Source organism: Streptomyces sp. RK9, from assembly GCF_045070545.1.
Lineage (GTDB): Bacteria > Actinomycetota > Actinomycetes > Streptomycetales > Streptomycetaceae > Streptomyces > Streptomyces alboflavus.
Window position 1 is genome coordinate 1,464,238 of the sequence record NZ_CP173703.1, and the last position, 16,322, is coordinate 1,480,559.

A 16,322-nucleotide genomic window follows, 5' to 3' on the forward strand; every position below is an offset into this window, starting at 1 on the left:
GCCCGGCCCCGCCCGACCGGCACCGACCGGCCCGAGCCCCGAGTCCCGAGCTCCGAGAGGAACCCCCGCCGTGCACCTCACCGAACGGCCGCAGGCACCGGCCCGTGCCTGGTTCGCGGGCCCCGGCTTCGGGCCCCCGCCGGGAGCCGACGCCGAGCCCACCGCCGGTCCCGCCCCGGGCGCGCCGGACCCCCGCCCCCGCCTGATCTGCTTCAGCCACGCGGGCGGCACCCCGTCCGTGTACCGCGACTGGCCGCGGCTGCTCGGCCCCGGCGTGACGGTCGTGCCGGTGCTGCTCCCCGGGCGCGGCCTGCGGCTCGGGGAGGCGCCGTACACAGACATGGCGCCGCTGACCCGCGATGTGACCGACGCGCTCGTGGCGGCCGGACACGTCGGCGACCACGCCCTGTTCGGGCACAGCATGGGCGCGCTCCTGGCCTACGAGGTCGCCTGTGAGCTGCGGGCGCGCGAACTGCCCGGCCCCTCCCACCTGTTCGTGTCCGGCAGCAGGGCCCCGCACCTCTACGGCGGCCCCGCCGACCAGGCGCTCGGCGACGACGACCTGCGCCGCCTCGTGCACGACCTGGGCGCGCTGCACCCCGACGACCGGGTGGGCGGCTCCTACCTGGAGCGCAGGCTGCCGGTGCTGCGCGCCGACCTCACGCTCTGCGCCCGCTACCGCTGGCGGCCGCGGCGCCCGCTCGACTGCCCGATGACGGCGTTCTCCGCCGCGGGCGACCCGGTGGCGCCGCCGGACCGCGTCGAGGCGTGGCGGGCGTACACCAGCGCCTCGCTGCTGCACCGCAGGGTGGCGGGCGGCCACTTCTACCTGACCGGACCCGCACGGCTTCCGCTCCTTCGTGAGCTGCGCGCCGAACTCACCCGTACCACCGAGGAGAGGGAACCCGCATGGACCTACTGAGGCTGGCCAGGGCCGTCAAGGACCGGGCGCAGGAGCCGTTCACGGATCTCGCCGCGATGGCGCGGATCGTCGCCGACCCCCGTCTTCCGCTGCTCCTCGTCCTCAACCGGACGCTGTTCACGCCCCTGTACCGGGCGTCGTTCCTCGCCGCCGCCGCGGGCTCGGGCGTGCTCGGGTGCCTGGCGGCGCGCCCCTGCGACCTGGAGAGCCTGGCCGAGCACCTGGAGAGCGGGCCCGACGACCGGCAGCGGCTGCGCGCCTGGCTGGACATCGGGGTGCGGCTCGGCGAACTCGACCGGAGCGAGGGCTGCTACCGCCTGCGCAGCCGCACCGCCAAGGCCCTCGCGCAGGTCGGCAACGACGCCGTCGCGGGAGCCCTCGAAGAGCTCCTGCGCTTCCACGTGCCCGCGCTCCGCGACGCCCCGCGCATGCTGGCGGACGGCAGCCGCTTCGCACTCTCCGACCAGGACGGCCTGGTCATCGCCCGTTCCACGCTGGTGGTGCGCGGCTTCGTGGAGGAGGCGATCCGCCGGACGCTGCCGCGCACGGCGCCGGTGCGGCTCCTGGAGGTCGGCTGCGGCAGCGGCGCCTACGTCCGGTACGCGGCCGGGCTGAACCCGCGCCTGACGGCGCTGGCCGTCGATCTGCAGCCCGAGGTCGCCGAGCGGGCCGCGAAGAACATGGCGCAGTGGGGCCTCGCCGACCGCGTCGAGACCCGCGCCGGGGATCTGCGCACGCTGGACCTGCAACCGCAGTTCGACGTGGTGACGCTGCACAACAACATCTACTACTTCCCCCGCGAGGAGCGCGCCGAGGTCCTGGCGAGGGCCCGGTCCTTCCTCGCCCCCGGCGGCACCCTGCTGCTCACCTCCTCGTGCCGGGGCGGCGGCCCGCTGGGCCTCGACGTGCTGAACCTCTGGTTCGAGTACGCCGGTTTCGGCGGCCCGCTGCCGCTGGCCGACGAACTGCTCGACCAGCTGCGGGAAGCGGGCTTCGACGCGGTCCGGGCCACCCGGCCGCTGCCCGGCCAGGCGTTCCGCTCGTTCGTCGGCCGCAACCCCGCGGCCGGGCCCGCCGCCCTGCCCCCGGCCCGCTCCGGCTCCCCCACCACCGCCGAGGAGGCCACGTCATGACGACGAAGGCGACCACCGACTCCGCCGCGAACGCTTCCGCCCCCGCCCCCGAGACCACCGACGGGACCGCCACGGCCGAGACCGCCGACGCCCCGGCCCCGGCGCGCGCCCCGCACGCCGACCTCGTGGCCGTGCTCGGCCGTCCGCACGCCGCCACCCCCGAGGAGCTCGGCGGCAAGGCGGCCCGCCTCGACGAACTGACCGCAGCGGGCCTTCCGGTGCCGCCCGCGTTCTGCCTCACCACCGCCCTCTTCGACGTCTTCCTGCGCGAGAGCGGCCTCGCCGCCGAGATCCGTGCCGCCGAGGCCCGCGGCGAATCCGCCCTCACCGTCCGCGAGTCGGTCCTCGCCCTCGACATCCCGGAGCCGGTCGCCCGCACGATCCTCGCGGCGTACGAGGACCTGGGCCGCCCCCGGGTCGCGGTGCGCTCATCGGCGCCGCGCGAGGACTCCGCCGAGCGGTCCTTCGCGGGCCAGCACGACACGGTCCTCGACGTGTCGGGCGACGCGGCCCTCCTCGACGCGGTCAGGGTCTGCTGGGCCTCGCTGTGGTCGGACCGGGCGGCGGCCTACCGCGCGGGAGACGGTCCCGCGGGGTCCATCGCCGTCGTGGTGCAGGAGATGGTGCCCGCCGACGTCAGCGGGGTGCTCTTCACGGTCGACCCGGTCGGCGGCAGGCCCAACCGGCTTGTGGTGGAGGCCTGTTGCGGGCTCGGCGAGGGCCTGGTGTCCGGCAGGGTGTCCAGCGACTTCTTCGTCGTGGACGACCGTACGCTCGACGTCGTCGAGGAACGCGTGCGGTACAAGGTCACCAAGTGCGCGCCGCTCGCGCCCGGCCGCATCGGCATGACGAAGGTCGACGCCGCCGACCGGGACGCCCCCTGCCTGACCCGGGACCAGCTCGCGGCGCTCGCCCGGATCGCCCTGGAGATCCGGGACACCGGCGGCGCGGAGCAGGACATCGAGTGGGCGATGCACGACGGCACGCTGTACCTCCTCCAGGCCCGCCCGATCACCACCCGGCCCCGGCCCGAGACCTCCGACGGCGCCCGCAGCCCCTATCTGCCGGACCTCCTGGAGCGGCAGCCGGACGCCGTGCGGCACGGCACCCTGTGGTCGCGGATGGACATCGGGGAGATCTTCGTCGGCCTGATGTCCCCGCTCGGCCTGAGCTTCGCCCGGCACTACCAGGACCACGTCCACGGCGACTGCGCGGCCGCGCTCGGCGTGCGCGACACCGGCGACGTGGGTCTGCACATGGGCTTCTTCCAGGGCCACGTCTATCTGAACATCTCCTACACCGCGTATCTGCTCGGCCAGGCCCTGCCCACCCGCGACCAGCGCCACTTCACCCGCCGCTTCGTCAGCGAGGAGGTGGACCTGGCCACGTACGAGAACCCCTTCGGGACGTTCCCCGGGGGCCTGGAGGACCTGCTCTCGACGACGCACTGGCTGCGGGCCACGGCGGGCGAGATGCTGGTGATGAAGGGCCGCGCCCGCGACATGGCCGAAAGTCGCCTTTACGAGTTCGACCGCGCCCGGCGCCTCGACCTCACCCGCATGGGCCGCCGCGAGCTGCACGCCGAACTCGGGCGCTATCTCGACTACTTCCACGACGCGCACGTCGGCTACATGCCGTACTACATCAACGCGTTCGGGTTCTACGGCATCCTCACCGAGCTGTGCGCCAAGTGGCTCGGCGCCGCGGGCGACAACCTGCAGAACCGCATCAAGACGGACATGTCGAGCCTGCGCACGGTGGCGTCGGCGCAGGAGATCTGGAGCGTCGCGCAGGCCGCGAAGGCCAGGCCGCGGGTCATGGAGATCATCGAGGCGGCGCCGCTCGACGAGGTCGCGGACCGGCTGCGCGCGGACCCCGACGGCGAGGCGTTCTGGCAGTCGCAGATGGAGCCGTTCCTGCGGGCCAACGGCACCCGGGGGCGCCAGGAGATGGAGCTCACCCATCAGCGCTGGATCGACGACCCGAGCTACGTCTTCCAGATGATCCGCCGCTACGCCGCCGACGGTTTCACCGCCGACGACATCATGGGCCGCAGCCGCGCCCGCCAGGAGGGCGACGTCCGGGCGGTCCTCAAGAAGCTGCCGCTGCCGCGGCGCACGACCATCGAGGGCGTCATCTCGATGTACGCCCTGTGCAGCGAGCTGCGCGAGGCCACGCGCATGTCGATGATCACGTCGATCTGGCTGGTCAGGAACGTGGTGTACGAGGCGGGTCGGCGCCTGGTCGAGGAGGGCGTGCTGCACTCCCTGGACGAGGTCGCGTTCCTCGACTTCGCGGACGTGCGCCGCTGGCTCGCCGGTGGGCTGTCCGCGCGCGAGGCGTTCCCGCGGGCCGCGATCGAGGAGCGGCGGCGCGTGCACGAGTACCACAACCGGCTGCCGGAGCCGCCGCTCACCTTCGTCGGCGAGCACGACGGCACCCGCGCGGTGCGGCCGGTGAAGGACGGGGCCCGCCTGGACGGGCTCGGTTCGAGCCCGGGGCGGATCGTCGGCCGGGCCCGCATCGTGGAGGACCTGGTGTGGCAGGCGGACGAGTTCCAGGCGGGCGAGATCCTCGTGACCCGGCACACCGACGCGTCCTGGACGCCGCTGTTCGCCATCGCGGGCGGCGTCGTCACCGACATCGGCTCGATGCTCTCGCACAGCTCCATCGTGTCGCGGGAGTTCAACGTGCCCTCGGTGGTCAACACCAAGTACGCGACGCAGGTGATCAACACCGGCGACATGGTCATGGTCGACGGCGACACGGGTGTCGTCGAGGTCGTGGAGGGCTGAGCGCGCCGGACCGCCCGAGGAAGGCAGGACGTTCCCGAGGAAGGCAGGAAGTTCCAGATGATCCCGAACCAGTGGTATCCGATTCTGCGGACCGAAGACATCAAACGTGACGCGCCGACCGGCGTGCGCCGCATGGGCGAGGAGCTGGTGCTCTGGCGCGACCTGCGCGGCAAGCTCGTCTGCCAGTCGGCGCGCTGCCCCCACAAGGGGGCGAACCTCTCCGAGGGCCGCCTGGTGGGCAACTCGGTCGCCTGCCCGTACCACGGCTTCCGGTTCGGCACCGACGGGGCGTGCAGGCTGGTGCCCGCGCTCGGCTCCGAGGGCCGCATCCCGGCGTCGTTGCGGGTCGACACCTACGAAGTGCGGGAGAAGTACGACCTGGTGTGGCTGTGGTGGGGCGACAAGCGCACGCAGCTCCCTGACATCGAGCTGCCCCATGAACTCGCCGAGCACCCGCGGCCGTACGAGACCATCACCTTCAGCCGCCCGGTCCACTACACGCGCTACATCGAGAGCCTGCTCGAGTTCTACCACGTGACGTTCGTGCACCGGGACCACTGGGCGAACATCATCGACTACACGTTCATGTACGGCAGTTGGAAGAAGCTGTGGACGGACGGCCGTGAGCGCTACATCGCCGCCAACAAGATCGTGAACCATCGTGTGGACGTCGACGGCACGATCATCCGCAACAGCTTCGACCAGTGCGAGGAGGGCAACCCCTCCAACACCTGGCACTTCAACCTCATCTACCAGGCCCCGTGCATGACACACGTGCGCCAGGGCCTCCTGGAGGTCACGACCTGGCTCGTGCCCATCGACGAGCACCACACCCAGGCGATCATGCGGCTCTACGAGTACCCGCTGCTCAAGTGGATGGTGCCGTTCAAGCCGCTGCGGCCGCTGGTGCTCCGGCTCTCGCTGATGATGGAGCAGTACGTCCAGGACCAGCAGGACAACGACATCATGGCGCGCCAGGAGCCGAAGGTCAGCGAGCGCGGGGTGAACAAGTTCATCGCGGTCGACGAGATGAACGCCAAGTACCTGCAGATGCGGGACCGGTTGAAGGCGGAGGCGCGCGCGGAGGCGCAGACGCGGGAAGCAGGGGCCCGGGAGGCGGGCGTACGGGAGGCAGGCGTCCGGGAGGCGGACCGTGCGCCGGAGCCGGTGGCGGGCGGCGGCAGTCCGGCGGCGGTGCCCGCGGCGGGCGGCACGAACGGGCACGGCCCCGGGAAGGGCAACGGCGGCGCGGCAGGCAACGGTGGCGGCGCCAAGCGGTCCGGCAAGGCCGCCCGCGCGGGCGGCCTCAGCAGGAGCACGACCTGACCCCGGTGCGCGTTCCGGCGCCGACGGCCGGAACGTGCACCGCACGCCGAGCCGCGGCGCGGGTCAGGACGAGGCGACCCGCAGCGAGACCCGGCCCGTCCGCCGTCGGCCCTCGCCGTCGGTGAGGTCCCTCGCCACGCCCGCCCACCACTGAGCGCCCTCCTCGATGTGGCGCAGCAGGATGCCCTCGCGGACCGCCCACGGGCAGATGTCCGCCGACTTGACGCCCATGAGCTTCATGGCCGTGTGCCCGACGACCGCCCCGGCCAGGCTCTGGGCCGCGCGTGGCGCCGAGATCCCGGGAAGACGGGCGCGTTCGGCTGCGGGCAGCAGCGCGAGCCGGTCCTTGGCCCGGCGCAGCGCGGACCGCTCCAGGCGCCGAGGCACGAACAGGCCGTGGCGGCCGGGGACTTCACCGGTCAGCCGGGCCAGTTGCTGGAACGTCCGCGAGGTGGCGACGGCCGAGCGCGGCCCCTCCCAGCGGATCCGCGCGGCCACGTCCCGCAGCTGGTGGCGCACCCGGCGCCGCAGCGCCTTGAGCGCCTGCGGGGACGGCGGGTCCTCGTCGTGCAGGAACTCGTGCGTCAGCCGGTTCGCCCCGAGCGGCAGGCTCGCCACGAAGTCCGGCAGGCGCCCACGCCCGAACGCCACCTCCAGCGAGCCGCCGCCGATGTCGAACAGGACGAGCGGCCCCGCCTGCCAGCCCACCCACCTGCGCGCCCCGAGGAATGTCAGCTCCGCCTCCAGCTCGCCGGGCAGGGTGCACAGCTTGACGCCGGTGCTCGCGCGGACGGCGTGCAGGACGTCGAGGCGGTTCGGCGCGTCCCGCACGACCGCGGTCGCGAAGGCCAACGGCTCGTCGGCGCCCCACCGTTCGGCCGTCGCGGCGGCCTCGTCGACGGCGCGCACGAGATGCCGCACGGCGTCCTCGTCCAGCGGTCCGCCGGGCCTCACCCGCTCGCCGAGGCGCAGCCGCCACTTCGCGGTGTGCACGGGCAGCGGCGCCCCGCCCGCGGCATCGGCCACCACGAGGCGCACCGTGCGCGATCCGACATCCAGCACGCTCACTCGCATGAGCCCTCAGTACCCCCGGCACGTTCCGACACGCGCCATGATTCGGACACCTGCCGTTTCCCCAGACTTCTTCCGTGCGCCATCTTTTCGTCAACCGTCACGCATGGAAAGCTCATTATGGCCCCTTGATCCCTGGTTCATGATCCCTCGGCGGCTTCCCGGCCGACCGCGAGGCGCCGGACGTCCATGTCCGCATGTCCTCGGATGAAGCATCCCCGGCTCGAAACGCGACAGGTCCGGGCGGCCGGGCCCCGCGCGACCGGCACCGCCCCGCGGCACGAACCCCTAGCGTGGCCCCATGACTTCTCCCGCCGCACCGCCCGGACACCTCCACGACCTGGTCCTGCGCGGGGGCCGGGTCCTCGATCCGGAGACGGGTCTCGACGCGGTCGCCGACGTGGCCGTGACCGCCGGGACGATCTCGGCGGTCCAGCCGACGGCCCCGGCCGCCCCCGCGCCCGAGGCGTCCCCGCAGCCGCCGTGGCGGCTTGCCGCCCGCCGGACGCTCGACGTGACGGGCCTGGTCGTGGCCCCGGGCTTCATCGATCTGCACAGCCACTCGCACACCGTGGCCGGGCACCGCCTCCAGGCCCTCGACGGGGTGACGACGGCCCTGGAACTCGAACTCGGCCTCTCCCCCGTCGCGGAGGCCTACCGGCAGGCCGCCGCCGAGGGCCGGCCGCTCAACTACGGCTTCTCCGCCTCCTGGGCCCAGGCCCGGATGGCCGCCGTCGGCGCGCTCCCGCACGGCGGCGGCGCCGCGGCCGCCCTGGACCACCTGGGCAACCCCGCCTGGCAGCGCGAGGCGACCCGGCCCCAGGAGGACGCGCTGATCGAGCTGTTGCGCCGCGACCTCGCCGACGGCGCCCTCGGCATCGGCCTGATCGTCGGCTACGCGCCCCGGATCCGGCCCGAGGAGTACCTGGCCGTGGCCCGCGTCGCCGCGCTCGCAGGGCTGCCGACCTTCACCCACGCCCGGAGCCTCGTCGAGCACGTCGCGGACGTTCCCGTCGACGGCGCCGAGGAGATCGCGCGGGCGGCGGGCGAGACCGGGGTGCACGCCCACTACTGCCATGTGACGTCGACGTCGCGGCGGCACACCGACCGGGTCCTCGCCCTCATGGACCGGACCCGGGCCGAGGGCGGCCGGGTCTCCACGGAGGCCTATCCGTACGGCGCGGGCATGACCGCCGTCGGTGCCGCGTTCCTCGCGCCGGAGCTGCTGCCCGCGGCCGGGCTCGACGTCACGGACGTGGTCGTCGCGGCGACGGGCGAGCGGATCCGCGACACCGACCGGCTGCGCGAATTGCGCGCCGCCGACCCGGGCGCTCTCGCCGTCCTGCACTTCCTCGACGAGGCCGACGCGCACGACCGGGCGTTCATCGACCGGGCCCTGCTGCACCCCGCGACGGTCGTCGGCTCCGACGCGATGCCGCTGACCTGGACCGGACCGGCACCCAACCCGTTGGCGTGGCCGCTGCCGCCGGGCGCCGCGGTCACCCACCCGCGCACCGCGGGCACGTTCGCCAGGATGCTGCGCCGCTACGTACGCGAACTCGGCGCCCTCGACCTCCTCGACGCCGTCGGCCGCGCCACGCTGCTGCCCGCCCGCGTTCTGGAGTCCGGGGTGCCCGCGCTGCGCCACAAGGGGCGCGTCCAGGTCGGCTGCGACGCCGACCTGGTCGCCTTCGACCTCGCGGCGGTGGGTGACCGGGCCACGTACGCCGACAGCACGCTGCCGTCGGTGGGGTTCGCCCATGTGCTGGTCGGGGGGACGCCGGTGGTGGCGGACGGGGAGGTGGTGGCGGGGGCGCTGCCGGGGCGGCCGGTGCGGCGCTGAGGCCCGGGCCCCGGACGACCGGATGCCCCGTGCGCAGGGCGAAGCCGTACGCAGGGCAAGAAAGGGAGAGGGTCTCGGAGTCCGCCGACTCCGAGACCCTCAGTTCAGGGGGAGCTTCGCTCCTACCGCTTGGCGTCCTTGTTGAAGGAGGCCTTGGCCCACAGGTAGCCGACGATGGACAGGCCGAGGAGCCAGGCCAGGGCGATCCAGGCGTCGTTGCCGATCTCGGTGCCCAGCATCAGACCGCGCAGGGTCTCGTTCATCGGCGTGAAGGGCTGGTACTCCGCGAACCAGCGGATCCCCGCCGGCATCGAGTCCGGGGTCACGACCGCCGAGCCCAGGAAGGGCAGGAACGTCAGCGGCATCGGCGCGTTCGAGGCCGTCTCCACACTGTCCGAGCCCAGGCCGATCGCGGCCGAGATCCAGGCCAGGGCAAACGCCAGGAAGACCAGCAGCCCGATCGCGGCCAGCCACTCCACCACGTTCGCGTTCGGCCGGAAACCCACCGCCAGCGCCACACCGATCACCAGGACCAGACTGATCAGGGTCTGCACGACATTGCCGACCACATGACCGACCAGGACCGAGGCCCGCGAGATCGCCATGGTGCGGAAACGGTTGATGATGCCCTCGGTCATGTCCGAGCACACCGCCACCGCCGTGGACACCGCACCCGAAGTGATCGCCATCAACAGGATTCCGGGCGTCACATAGTTGGTGTAGTCACCGCGGTCCCCGCCGCCGCCGACACCGGGAATGTCGATACCGCCGCCGAGCGCGCCACCGAAGACGTACACGAACAGCAGCAGCATCAGGATCGGCATCGCGACGACCGAGATCGTCATCGACGGATAGCGCTGCGCGTGCTTGAGGTTGCGGCGCAGCATCGTCATCGAGTCACGCACGGCGTACGAGTTGGTGCTCATCGCTGAGCCTCCTTCACAGCGGTCGCGCTGCTCACGTCAGAGGTGGACTTGCGGCCCTGCCCCGTCAGAGCCAGGAACACGTCGTCCAGGTCCGGGGTGTGCACCGTCAACGCCTCGGCGTGGATGCCCGAGCGCTCCAGGCCGTCCAGCACGCCCCGGAGGGCCGGGATGCTGCCGTCGCTGGGGATCTGCAGCGTGAGGTCCTCGTCGTCGCGCGTGGCCTGCGGGAGGGTGCGGGCGGCGGCGTCGTGGTGGGTGGGGTCGTTGAACTGGAGCTTGATGTAGCCGCCGGGGATGCGGCGCTTCAGCTCGTCCGCCGTACCCTCGGCCACGATCTTGCCGCCGTCGAGGACCGCGATGCGGTCGGCCAACTGGTCGGCCTCTTCGAGGTACTGCGTGGTCAGGAAGATCGTGGTGCCGCCCGCGACGAGATCGCGGATCATGTCCCACATCGTGCGACGGCTGCGCGGGTCGAGGCCCGTCGTCGGCTCGTCCAGGAAGATGATGCTGGGCTTGCCCACGAGGGTCATCGCCAGGTCCAGCTTGCGGCGCATACCGCCGGAGAACTCCGAAGCGGACTTCTTGGCGACCTCGGTGAGGTCGAACCGCTCCAGGAGCTCGGCCGCGCGCCGCTGGCCCTCGGCCTTGTCGAGGTGCAGCAGGTCGGCTATCAGGAACAGGTTCTCCTCAGCCGTGAGAAGACCGTCCACCGCCGCGAACTGCCCGGTGACACCGATCTCGGAGCGCACCGCGTCCGGGTCCTGCTCCAGGGAGTGCCCGGCGACCGTGCACTGGCCCTCGTCCGCGCTGATCAGCGTGGAGAGGATCTGCACGGTGGTGGTCTTGCCCGCGCCGTTCGGGCCCAGCAGCGAGAAGATCGTGCCCGGGGTGACCTGCAGGTCGACGCCGTCCAGTACGACCTTCTCGCCGTACGACTTGCGCAGCCCAAGGGCGGTGATCCCCTTGGATGCCCCGGTCGGTTGGGTGGTGGCGGTCATCGTGCCCCTTCTCATTTCCGTTGGTGTTTCAAAGGTCGTTCGCCGCGCTGCGGTCACACGGGCTGCGCCCGGCGGATCACGATGTCGCCGGCACCGGTGCGGGCGCGCACCTGCACGGTCTGCGCCCCCTTGCCGGGGCCATCGGAGGCACCGAGTGAGTTGTGGACGGTGCCGGCCTGGGAGTTGACGTCCAGCCAGGCGGCGGTGCCCAGGTTGATGCCGATCTCCAGGTCGCCGGTCTGGGTCTGCAGGTCGACGCGGCCGCGGGCGACCTGCTCGATGCGGGTGTCGCCGTTGGCGGACTTGGACGCGACGTCCGCGTGCGCCCGGCCGACGAAGATGTTGCCGTTGGCCACCTTCAGCCGCAGTTCACCGGTGACCTGGTCGATCCAGGTGTTGCCGTTGGAGTTCTTGATCTCGGCGGCGCCGTCGATCTCGTGGACGCGCACCTGGCCGGAGCCGGTGACGATCTCGGCCATGCCGTCGATGTGCTTGGCGGTGACGTCGCCGCGCTCCGTGCGCAGCCGCGCCGGTCCGGTGCGGTCCAGGCGGATGTCGCCGTCCATGGTGGTCAGCATGCACTCGCCGAGCGTGCCGTCACCGGTGAAGTCGCCGGTGGCCGCGGCGCCGTTGACCCGGGAGCCGCTCGGCAGCCGGATCTCGACGGCGACGGACCCGGAGTCGCCGCGCCGGGCGGCGGCCTTGGGCGTACGGATCGTGAGGCGGCCGCGGCTGAAGTCGACCCTGGTGTCCCGGGCGGCCCGCAGGTCGGCTTCGTCGCCCTCGGTGCGGGGGCGCACCTCGACGACGGTGATGGGGCGCTCGCCCGCGGTGATGTGCGCGACGCCCAGCTCGACGTGGAGCGTGGCAGTGATCGGCTCAGGGGTGTCAAAAGTAGGCAAGGGTGTCCCATCCTCGTGACTCTGCTGGGCGTCCCCACTGGCGGGACGGCTGCTTCGGGCGTCAGGCGGCGGCAGGCCGGGAGCGGTCCGTGGGGTCTATGTGAACGCCACCGATCCGCGGGTCCCGTCCGGCTCCAGGGCGTCCGAGACCGCCCGCACCAGCCAGGAGTTGAGCGAGACCCCTTCCGCCGCCGTGGCCTGCTCGGCCCGGAGCTTCAGCCCCGCCGGGAGGCGGAGGTTGATCCGCGAGGCACCGCCGTCCTCCGGCTCCGCCACGGGGCGGGGCACGGGCGTGGCCGTGAGCCGGTCGGACGCGCTTCGGTCGGGGCGCTCCGCGAACGGCTCGGCGCCGGGCGGCGCCGTCACGACGAAGTCGGGGTCGAGTCCCCGCAGCCGCACGTCGACCGAGCCGGGCGCGAGTTCGAGGGTGATCTCCCGCGTGGCGTCGGACAGTGCGTTCAGCAGGGCGAGCCGGGTCGCGGCCTCCAGCGTCGCGGCCAGGCGCTCGGCGAGCGCACGGGCGCCCTCGTCGCCCGCTTCGGTGGCGACCGCGAGTTCGTGCCGGAGATTGGCCACGTACGGCGTCAGGTCCATGCTGCCATCATGGCACACTCATGGCGCCACGGCGAGCCACAGTGGCACCACACCCTTTCCTTGATGCGATCCGGGCGCGGAGCCCGGGGCGTTTGTGCTCTTCAGGCCGACGTTAGACCCGGGAATGCCGCCGCGACAGGTTTTCCGGCGCAGACGCAGACCGCTCGGCGGATCACTCCCTTCCGAGGCCCCGCCGCCCGCGCCCGACGCCACCGAGGGGCGCGCCGCGAGACCGGGCGCGCCCCCTGTTTCGTCCCGGCCACCAGGACACGCCGCCGGGAATTTCGCGCGCCCCCCCGCACACCACGAAGCGGGCCGCGCCGGCCGGGTGAGCCGGTGCGACCCGCTTCAACACCCTCTCGGGCAGCGTACGTTGGCCCGCCTCCCGGACGGGGCGAAGGCGGGCCGACGTCGGCCTCCACGGCCGCGCCGACCCGCCTCGGGGCTGCTCTTTCACCTCAGGTCTGGCCGTGGGCCACTCCTGGTGCTACGGGTGCGTCCCCGCCCCGGGCGTCAGGCGCGGGGTCAGGCGCGTCAGCCCCGGTACTGCGGCTCGGGCCGGCGCTGCCGCGGCGGCGCCTGGTCCTGGGCGGCGGCGAGGCGGCGGGACAGCTTCTCGCCCTCGACGTCCATGTTCGGAAGGAGCCAGTCGAGCCACTTCGGCAGCCACCACGCGGACTTGCCGAGCAGGGCGAACAGGGCGGGCACGATGGTCATGCGGACGATGAAGGCGTCGAAGAGGACGGCGACGGCGAGACCGAAGCCGATCATCTTGACCAGGTCGTTCTCCTCCATGATGAAGCCGGAGAAGACGCTGATCATGATGATCGCGGCCGCGGTGACCACCCGCCCGCCGTAGCGGAAGCCGGTGACGACCGACTCGCGCGGCTCGATGCCGTGGACGTACGCCTCGCGCATCCGCGTCACCAGGAACACCTCGTAGTCCATCGCGAGGCCGAAGACCACACCGATCATGAAGACCGGCATCGTGCTCATGATCGGGCTCGGCTGGTCGACGCCGAAGACGTCCGCGAGCCAGCCCCACTGGAAGACCGCCACCACCGCGCCGAGCGCGGCGGCCACCGAGAGCAGGAAGCCGAGCGCCGCCTTCAGCGGCACCAGGATCGAGCGGAAGACCAGCATCAGGAGCAGGAAGGCCAGGCCGACGACCGTGCCCAGGTAGGGCAGGAGCGCGTCGTCGAGGGTCTTGGAGAAGTCGATGAACATGGCCGTCTGACCGGTGAGCAGGATTTCGGGGCCCTTGTCGGCCTCGATGTCCTTTGCCACCCCTCGCAGGGATTTGACCAGGTCCTTGGTCTCGTCCTCGGCCGGGCCCGTCTTGGGCACGACGTTCACGATGGCGGTGTCGTTGGCCTTGTTGGGCGCGGCGGGGCCGACCGACTCGACACCGGGCTCCTTCTCCATGCGCTTGCGCACGGTCTCGGCCTCGGCCTTGACGTTCTTGCCCTCGATGGTCACCATCAGCGGCCCGTTGAAGCCCTTGCCGAAGGAGTCCGACATCATGTCGTACGCCTTGCGCTGGGTGGTGTCCGGCGCCATGGTGCCCTCGCTGGGCAGGCCGAGCTTCATGCTGGCGGCGGGTACGGCGACCGCGCCGAGGCCGACGACGGCGAGGAGCAGGACGGCGACCGGGTGGCGCAGGATGAAGCGCGCCCAGCGGGCGCCGAGGTTCGGCTGCTGCTGCCTGCGGGCCCGCTCCTCGGCCTTGCGCCGCTTCTTCTCCGACAGCGGCTTGCCCTTGTACAGCGCGCGGTCCTTGCGGGCGAGCACCTTGACGGGCGCGAAGCCGAGGAGTGCGGGGACGAGCGTCACGGCGATGAAGACGGCGATCGCGACGGTGCCCGCGGCGGCCATGCCCATCTTCGTGAGCATCGGGATGTTGACGACGGCGAGTCCCACCAGGGCGATGATGACGGTGAGTCCGGCGAAGACGACGGCGGTGCCCGCGGTGCCCACGGCCCGCCCGGCGGCGTCCTGGCGCTCGCGGCCCTCGGCGATCTCCGAGCGGTAGCGGGAGACGATGAACAGGGCGTAGTCGATACCGACCGCGAGGCCGATCATCATGGCCAGGGTCGTGGTCGTGGACGACAGGCCGACGGTGGAGCCGATCGCGGTGATGCCGGAGATGCCGACGCCGACGCCGACCAGCGCGGTGAGCAGCGGCATGCCGGCGGCGATCATCGAGCCGAAGGTCAGGATCAGGACGACCGCGGAGACGGCGATGCCGATCGCCTCGGAGGAACCGCCCACGGACTGCTCGACCTTGACGGCGTCACCGCCGGCCTCGGCCGTGAGTCCGCTCTTGCGGGCGCTCTCCAGCGTCTTGTCCAGGGCGTCGTGCGCCTTGTCGTTCACCTTGGTCTGGACGACCTTGTAGGTGGCGGACACATAGACGGTGGACTTGTCCTTGCTGACGGCGGCGTTGCCCGCGTACGGGTCGCCGACGCTCGCCACCTGGGGCGCCTTGCGCAGCTCGGCGATGACCTTGTTGACCTTGGCCTTCTCGCCCGCGGCGGTGATGTCGCCGCCGCCGGGGACCCTCAGGACCACACGGGCCGTGGCACCGTCGGCGCTCGCGTCGGGGAACTTGTCCTCGAGGAGGTCGTAGGCCTTCTGCGACTCGGTGCCCGGCATCGAGAACGCGTCGGCGGGGGGCGTCGGCGCGGACGAGGCAGCGTAGCCCACCCCGCCGAAGATCAGCACCCAGAGCAGTGCCATCAAACCGCGTCGCCGGAAGGCGAAACGGCCCAGTTTGTACAGGATGGTAGCCACGGGGAAGGGACTCCTGTCGGGTAGTCAGGAACGAGGGGACAGTGCGAGAACCGCGCCGGCGGTCTCGATGCGCGTCGCCACGGGACTCGTCGACGTACCGCGTGGCATCCATAGCGCTACGATGGCACCACGATGGCGCCATGGCAAGCCACCATGGCACACATTCGGCACCAGCGCGCCGCCACCCTCCGCCAGCACCACCCCTGAGGGGCAATCAACGGCAGACAAGCGGGCCTTTCGAGTGCCCGTTCGGACCCACCGGAGCCACGGACCGGCACCGCGAACGCCTCCACCCAGGCACCCGGAAGCCGCGCTTCACCAGGCCACCCCCATCCGTCCGCACCATCGCCACATTCAGGCCCGAATGGGTTGCAGTAGCCGATCCAGAAGCGAGATCCAGCCAGTACCCGTTGTGCGCCTTGACTTCAGAGGAACCGTTCCGTTCGCGACAGCGAAGCCCTTCGGAGCGGCAGCCGCCCCACAGTGACGCCTTCGCGACCAGGGGCAAGCGGGCAACACGGAGGGCAGATTCGGTCAGACGTCGAGGGCAGAACAAAGTGGCGCTTGTATGGCGCCATATTTGTGCCATCATGGCGTCATGGACCTCACGCCATACGTCGACGATTTCCGGCACGAGCTCGCAGTCGCCGCAGACGCGGGCGGAGACGAAGCCCGAGCCCTCGCCCAACGACTCACCGCACCGCTGGAGACAGCGGCCCGGCTCACCCTGCTCAACGCGCTGTCCGCCGCCATGGGAGAGATCACCCGCGACCTCGCGCCCGGCTGCTCGGTGGCCGTGCAACTCCGCGGCCTCGACCCCGAGTTCGTGGTGACGCCATCCCCCGGCCAGGCCCGCACGGAGCAGGAGCAGCACTGGGGCGCACGGGGGCACGCACCGGCGCCCGTGGCACCGGTGCGCCCCCTCGTCGACACCGGTCTGCCCGGCGGTTTCATCCGGCTGCAGTTCGCCAGCGTGAGCGGACTGGAATCAGCCACCGCCCTCTTCGAACGCGCCACCC

General features: G+C 72.2%; 11 protein-coding genes and 1 pseudogene. 6 read left to right on the forward strand and 6 right to left on the reverse strand.

Annotation, left to right across the window (positions count from 1 at the left end; translation table 11 throughout):
• The first annotated feature begins 70 nt into the window (after positions 1-70).
• Genes AB6L24_RS05645 through AB6L24_RS05660 form a run of 4 tightly spaced genes read left to right on the forward strand, consistent with a single transcriptional unit; the run spans position 71 to position 6,176 of the window.
• Positions 71-922, forward strand: a complete 852-nt coding sequence (locus AB6L24_RS05645; RefSeq protein ID WP_405652756.1) for a thioesterase II family protein — start codon at positions 71-73, stop codon at positions 920-922.
• Positions 910-2,055 carry an SAM-dependent methyltransferase gene (locus AB6L24_RS05650; protein WP_405652758.1) on the forward strand — a complete coding sequence of 382 codons (1,146 nt, stop codon included), beginning with the start codon at positions 910-912 and terminating at the stop codon, positions 2,053-2,055. Before AB6L24_RS05645 ends, AB6L24_RS05650 begins: the two co-directional genes overlap by 13 nt.
• The gene (locus tag AB6L24_RS05655; RefSeq protein ID WP_405652760.1) at positions 2,052-4,850 is read left to right on the forward strand and encodes a PEP/pyruvate-binding domain-containing protein; all 2,799 of its coding nucleotides are present in this window, start codon (positions 2,052-2,054) and stop codon (positions 4,848-4,850) included. The genes AB6L24_RS05650 and AB6L24_RS05655 overlap by 4 nt, the downstream gene beginning before the upstream one ends.
• A 57-nt stretch (positions 4,851-4,907) precedes the next feature.
• Positions 4,908-6,176 carry a Rieske 2Fe-2S domain-containing protein gene (locus AB6L24_RS05660; protein WP_405652762.1) on the forward strand — a complete coding sequence of 423 codons (1,269 nt, stop codon included), beginning with the start codon at positions 4,908-4,910 and terminating at the stop codon, positions 6,174-6,176.
• A gap of 63 nt (positions 6,177-6,239) precedes the next feature.
• On the opposite strand, the gene AB6L24_RS05665 is transcribed toward AB6L24_RS05660, so the two are convergent.
• Positions 6,240-7,250: a Ppx/GppA family phosphatase gene (locus AB6L24_RS05665; RefSeq protein WP_405652764.1), complete on the reverse strand. Its 1,011-nt coding sequence runs from the start codon at positions 7,248-7,250 to the stop codon at positions 6,240-6,242.
• Positions 7,251-7,548: 298 nt separating this feature from the next.
• On the opposite strand from AB6L24_RS05665, the gene AB6L24_RS05670 reads away from it, so the two are divergent.
• Positions 7,549-9,090 (forward strand): amidohydrolase family protein, encoded by a 1,542-nt coding sequence (locus tag AB6L24_RS05670; RefSeq protein WP_405652766.1) that lies wholly within the window; start codon positions 7,549-7,551, stop codon positions 9,088-9,090.
• 122 nt (positions 9,091-9,212) lie between these two features.
• On the opposite strand, the gene AB6L24_RS05675 is transcribed toward AB6L24_RS05670, so the two are convergent.
• The 5 genes from AB6L24_RS05675 to AB6L24_RS05695 all read right to left on the reverse strand — a co-directional run bounded on the left by AB6L24_RS05675 (position 9,213) and on the right by AB6L24_RS05695 (position 15,303).
• Positions 9,213-10,016 (reverse strand): ABC transporter permease, encoded by an 804-nt coding sequence (locus AB6L24_RS05675; RefSeq protein ID WP_405652769.1) that lies wholly within the window; start codon positions 10,014-10,016, stop codon positions 9,213-9,215.
• Positions 10,013-11,014, reverse strand: a complete 1,002-nt coding sequence (locus tag AB6L24_RS05680) for an ATP-binding cassette domain-containing protein (protein WP_405652771.1) — start codon at positions 11,012-11,014, stop codon at positions 10,013-10,015. Before AB6L24_RS05680 ends, AB6L24_RS05675 begins: the two co-directional genes overlap by 4 nt.
• Positions 11,015-11,067: 53 nt before the next feature.
• Entirely contained in the window at positions 11,068-11,916 is an 849-nt protein-coding gene (locus tag AB6L24_RS05685) for a DUF4097 family beta strand repeat-containing protein (protein ID WP_405652773.1), read from the reverse strand.
• 96 nt (positions 11,917-12,012) lie between these two features.
• Positions 12,013-12,510, reverse strand: coding sequence for a hypothetical protein (locus AB6L24_RS05690; protein ID WP_405652775.1), 498 nt, complete (start codon positions 12,508-12,510; stop codon positions 12,013-12,015).
• Positions 12,511-13,044: 534 nt separating this feature from the next.
• Positions 13,045-15,303: an MMPL family transporter gene (locus AB6L24_RS05695; RefSeq protein ID WP_405652777.1), complete on the reverse strand. Its 2,259-nt coding sequence runs from the start codon at positions 15,301-15,303 to the stop codon at positions 13,045-13,047.
• Positions 15,304-15,901: 598 nt separating this feature from the next.
• Between AB6L24_RS05695 and AB6L24_RS05700 the strand changes: the two are divergent.
• A pseudogene (locus tag AB6L24_RS05700) lies at positions 15,902-16,234 on the forward strand (hypothetical protein); the annotation flags it as partial.
• Positions 16,235-16,322 lie beyond the last annotated feature (88 nt).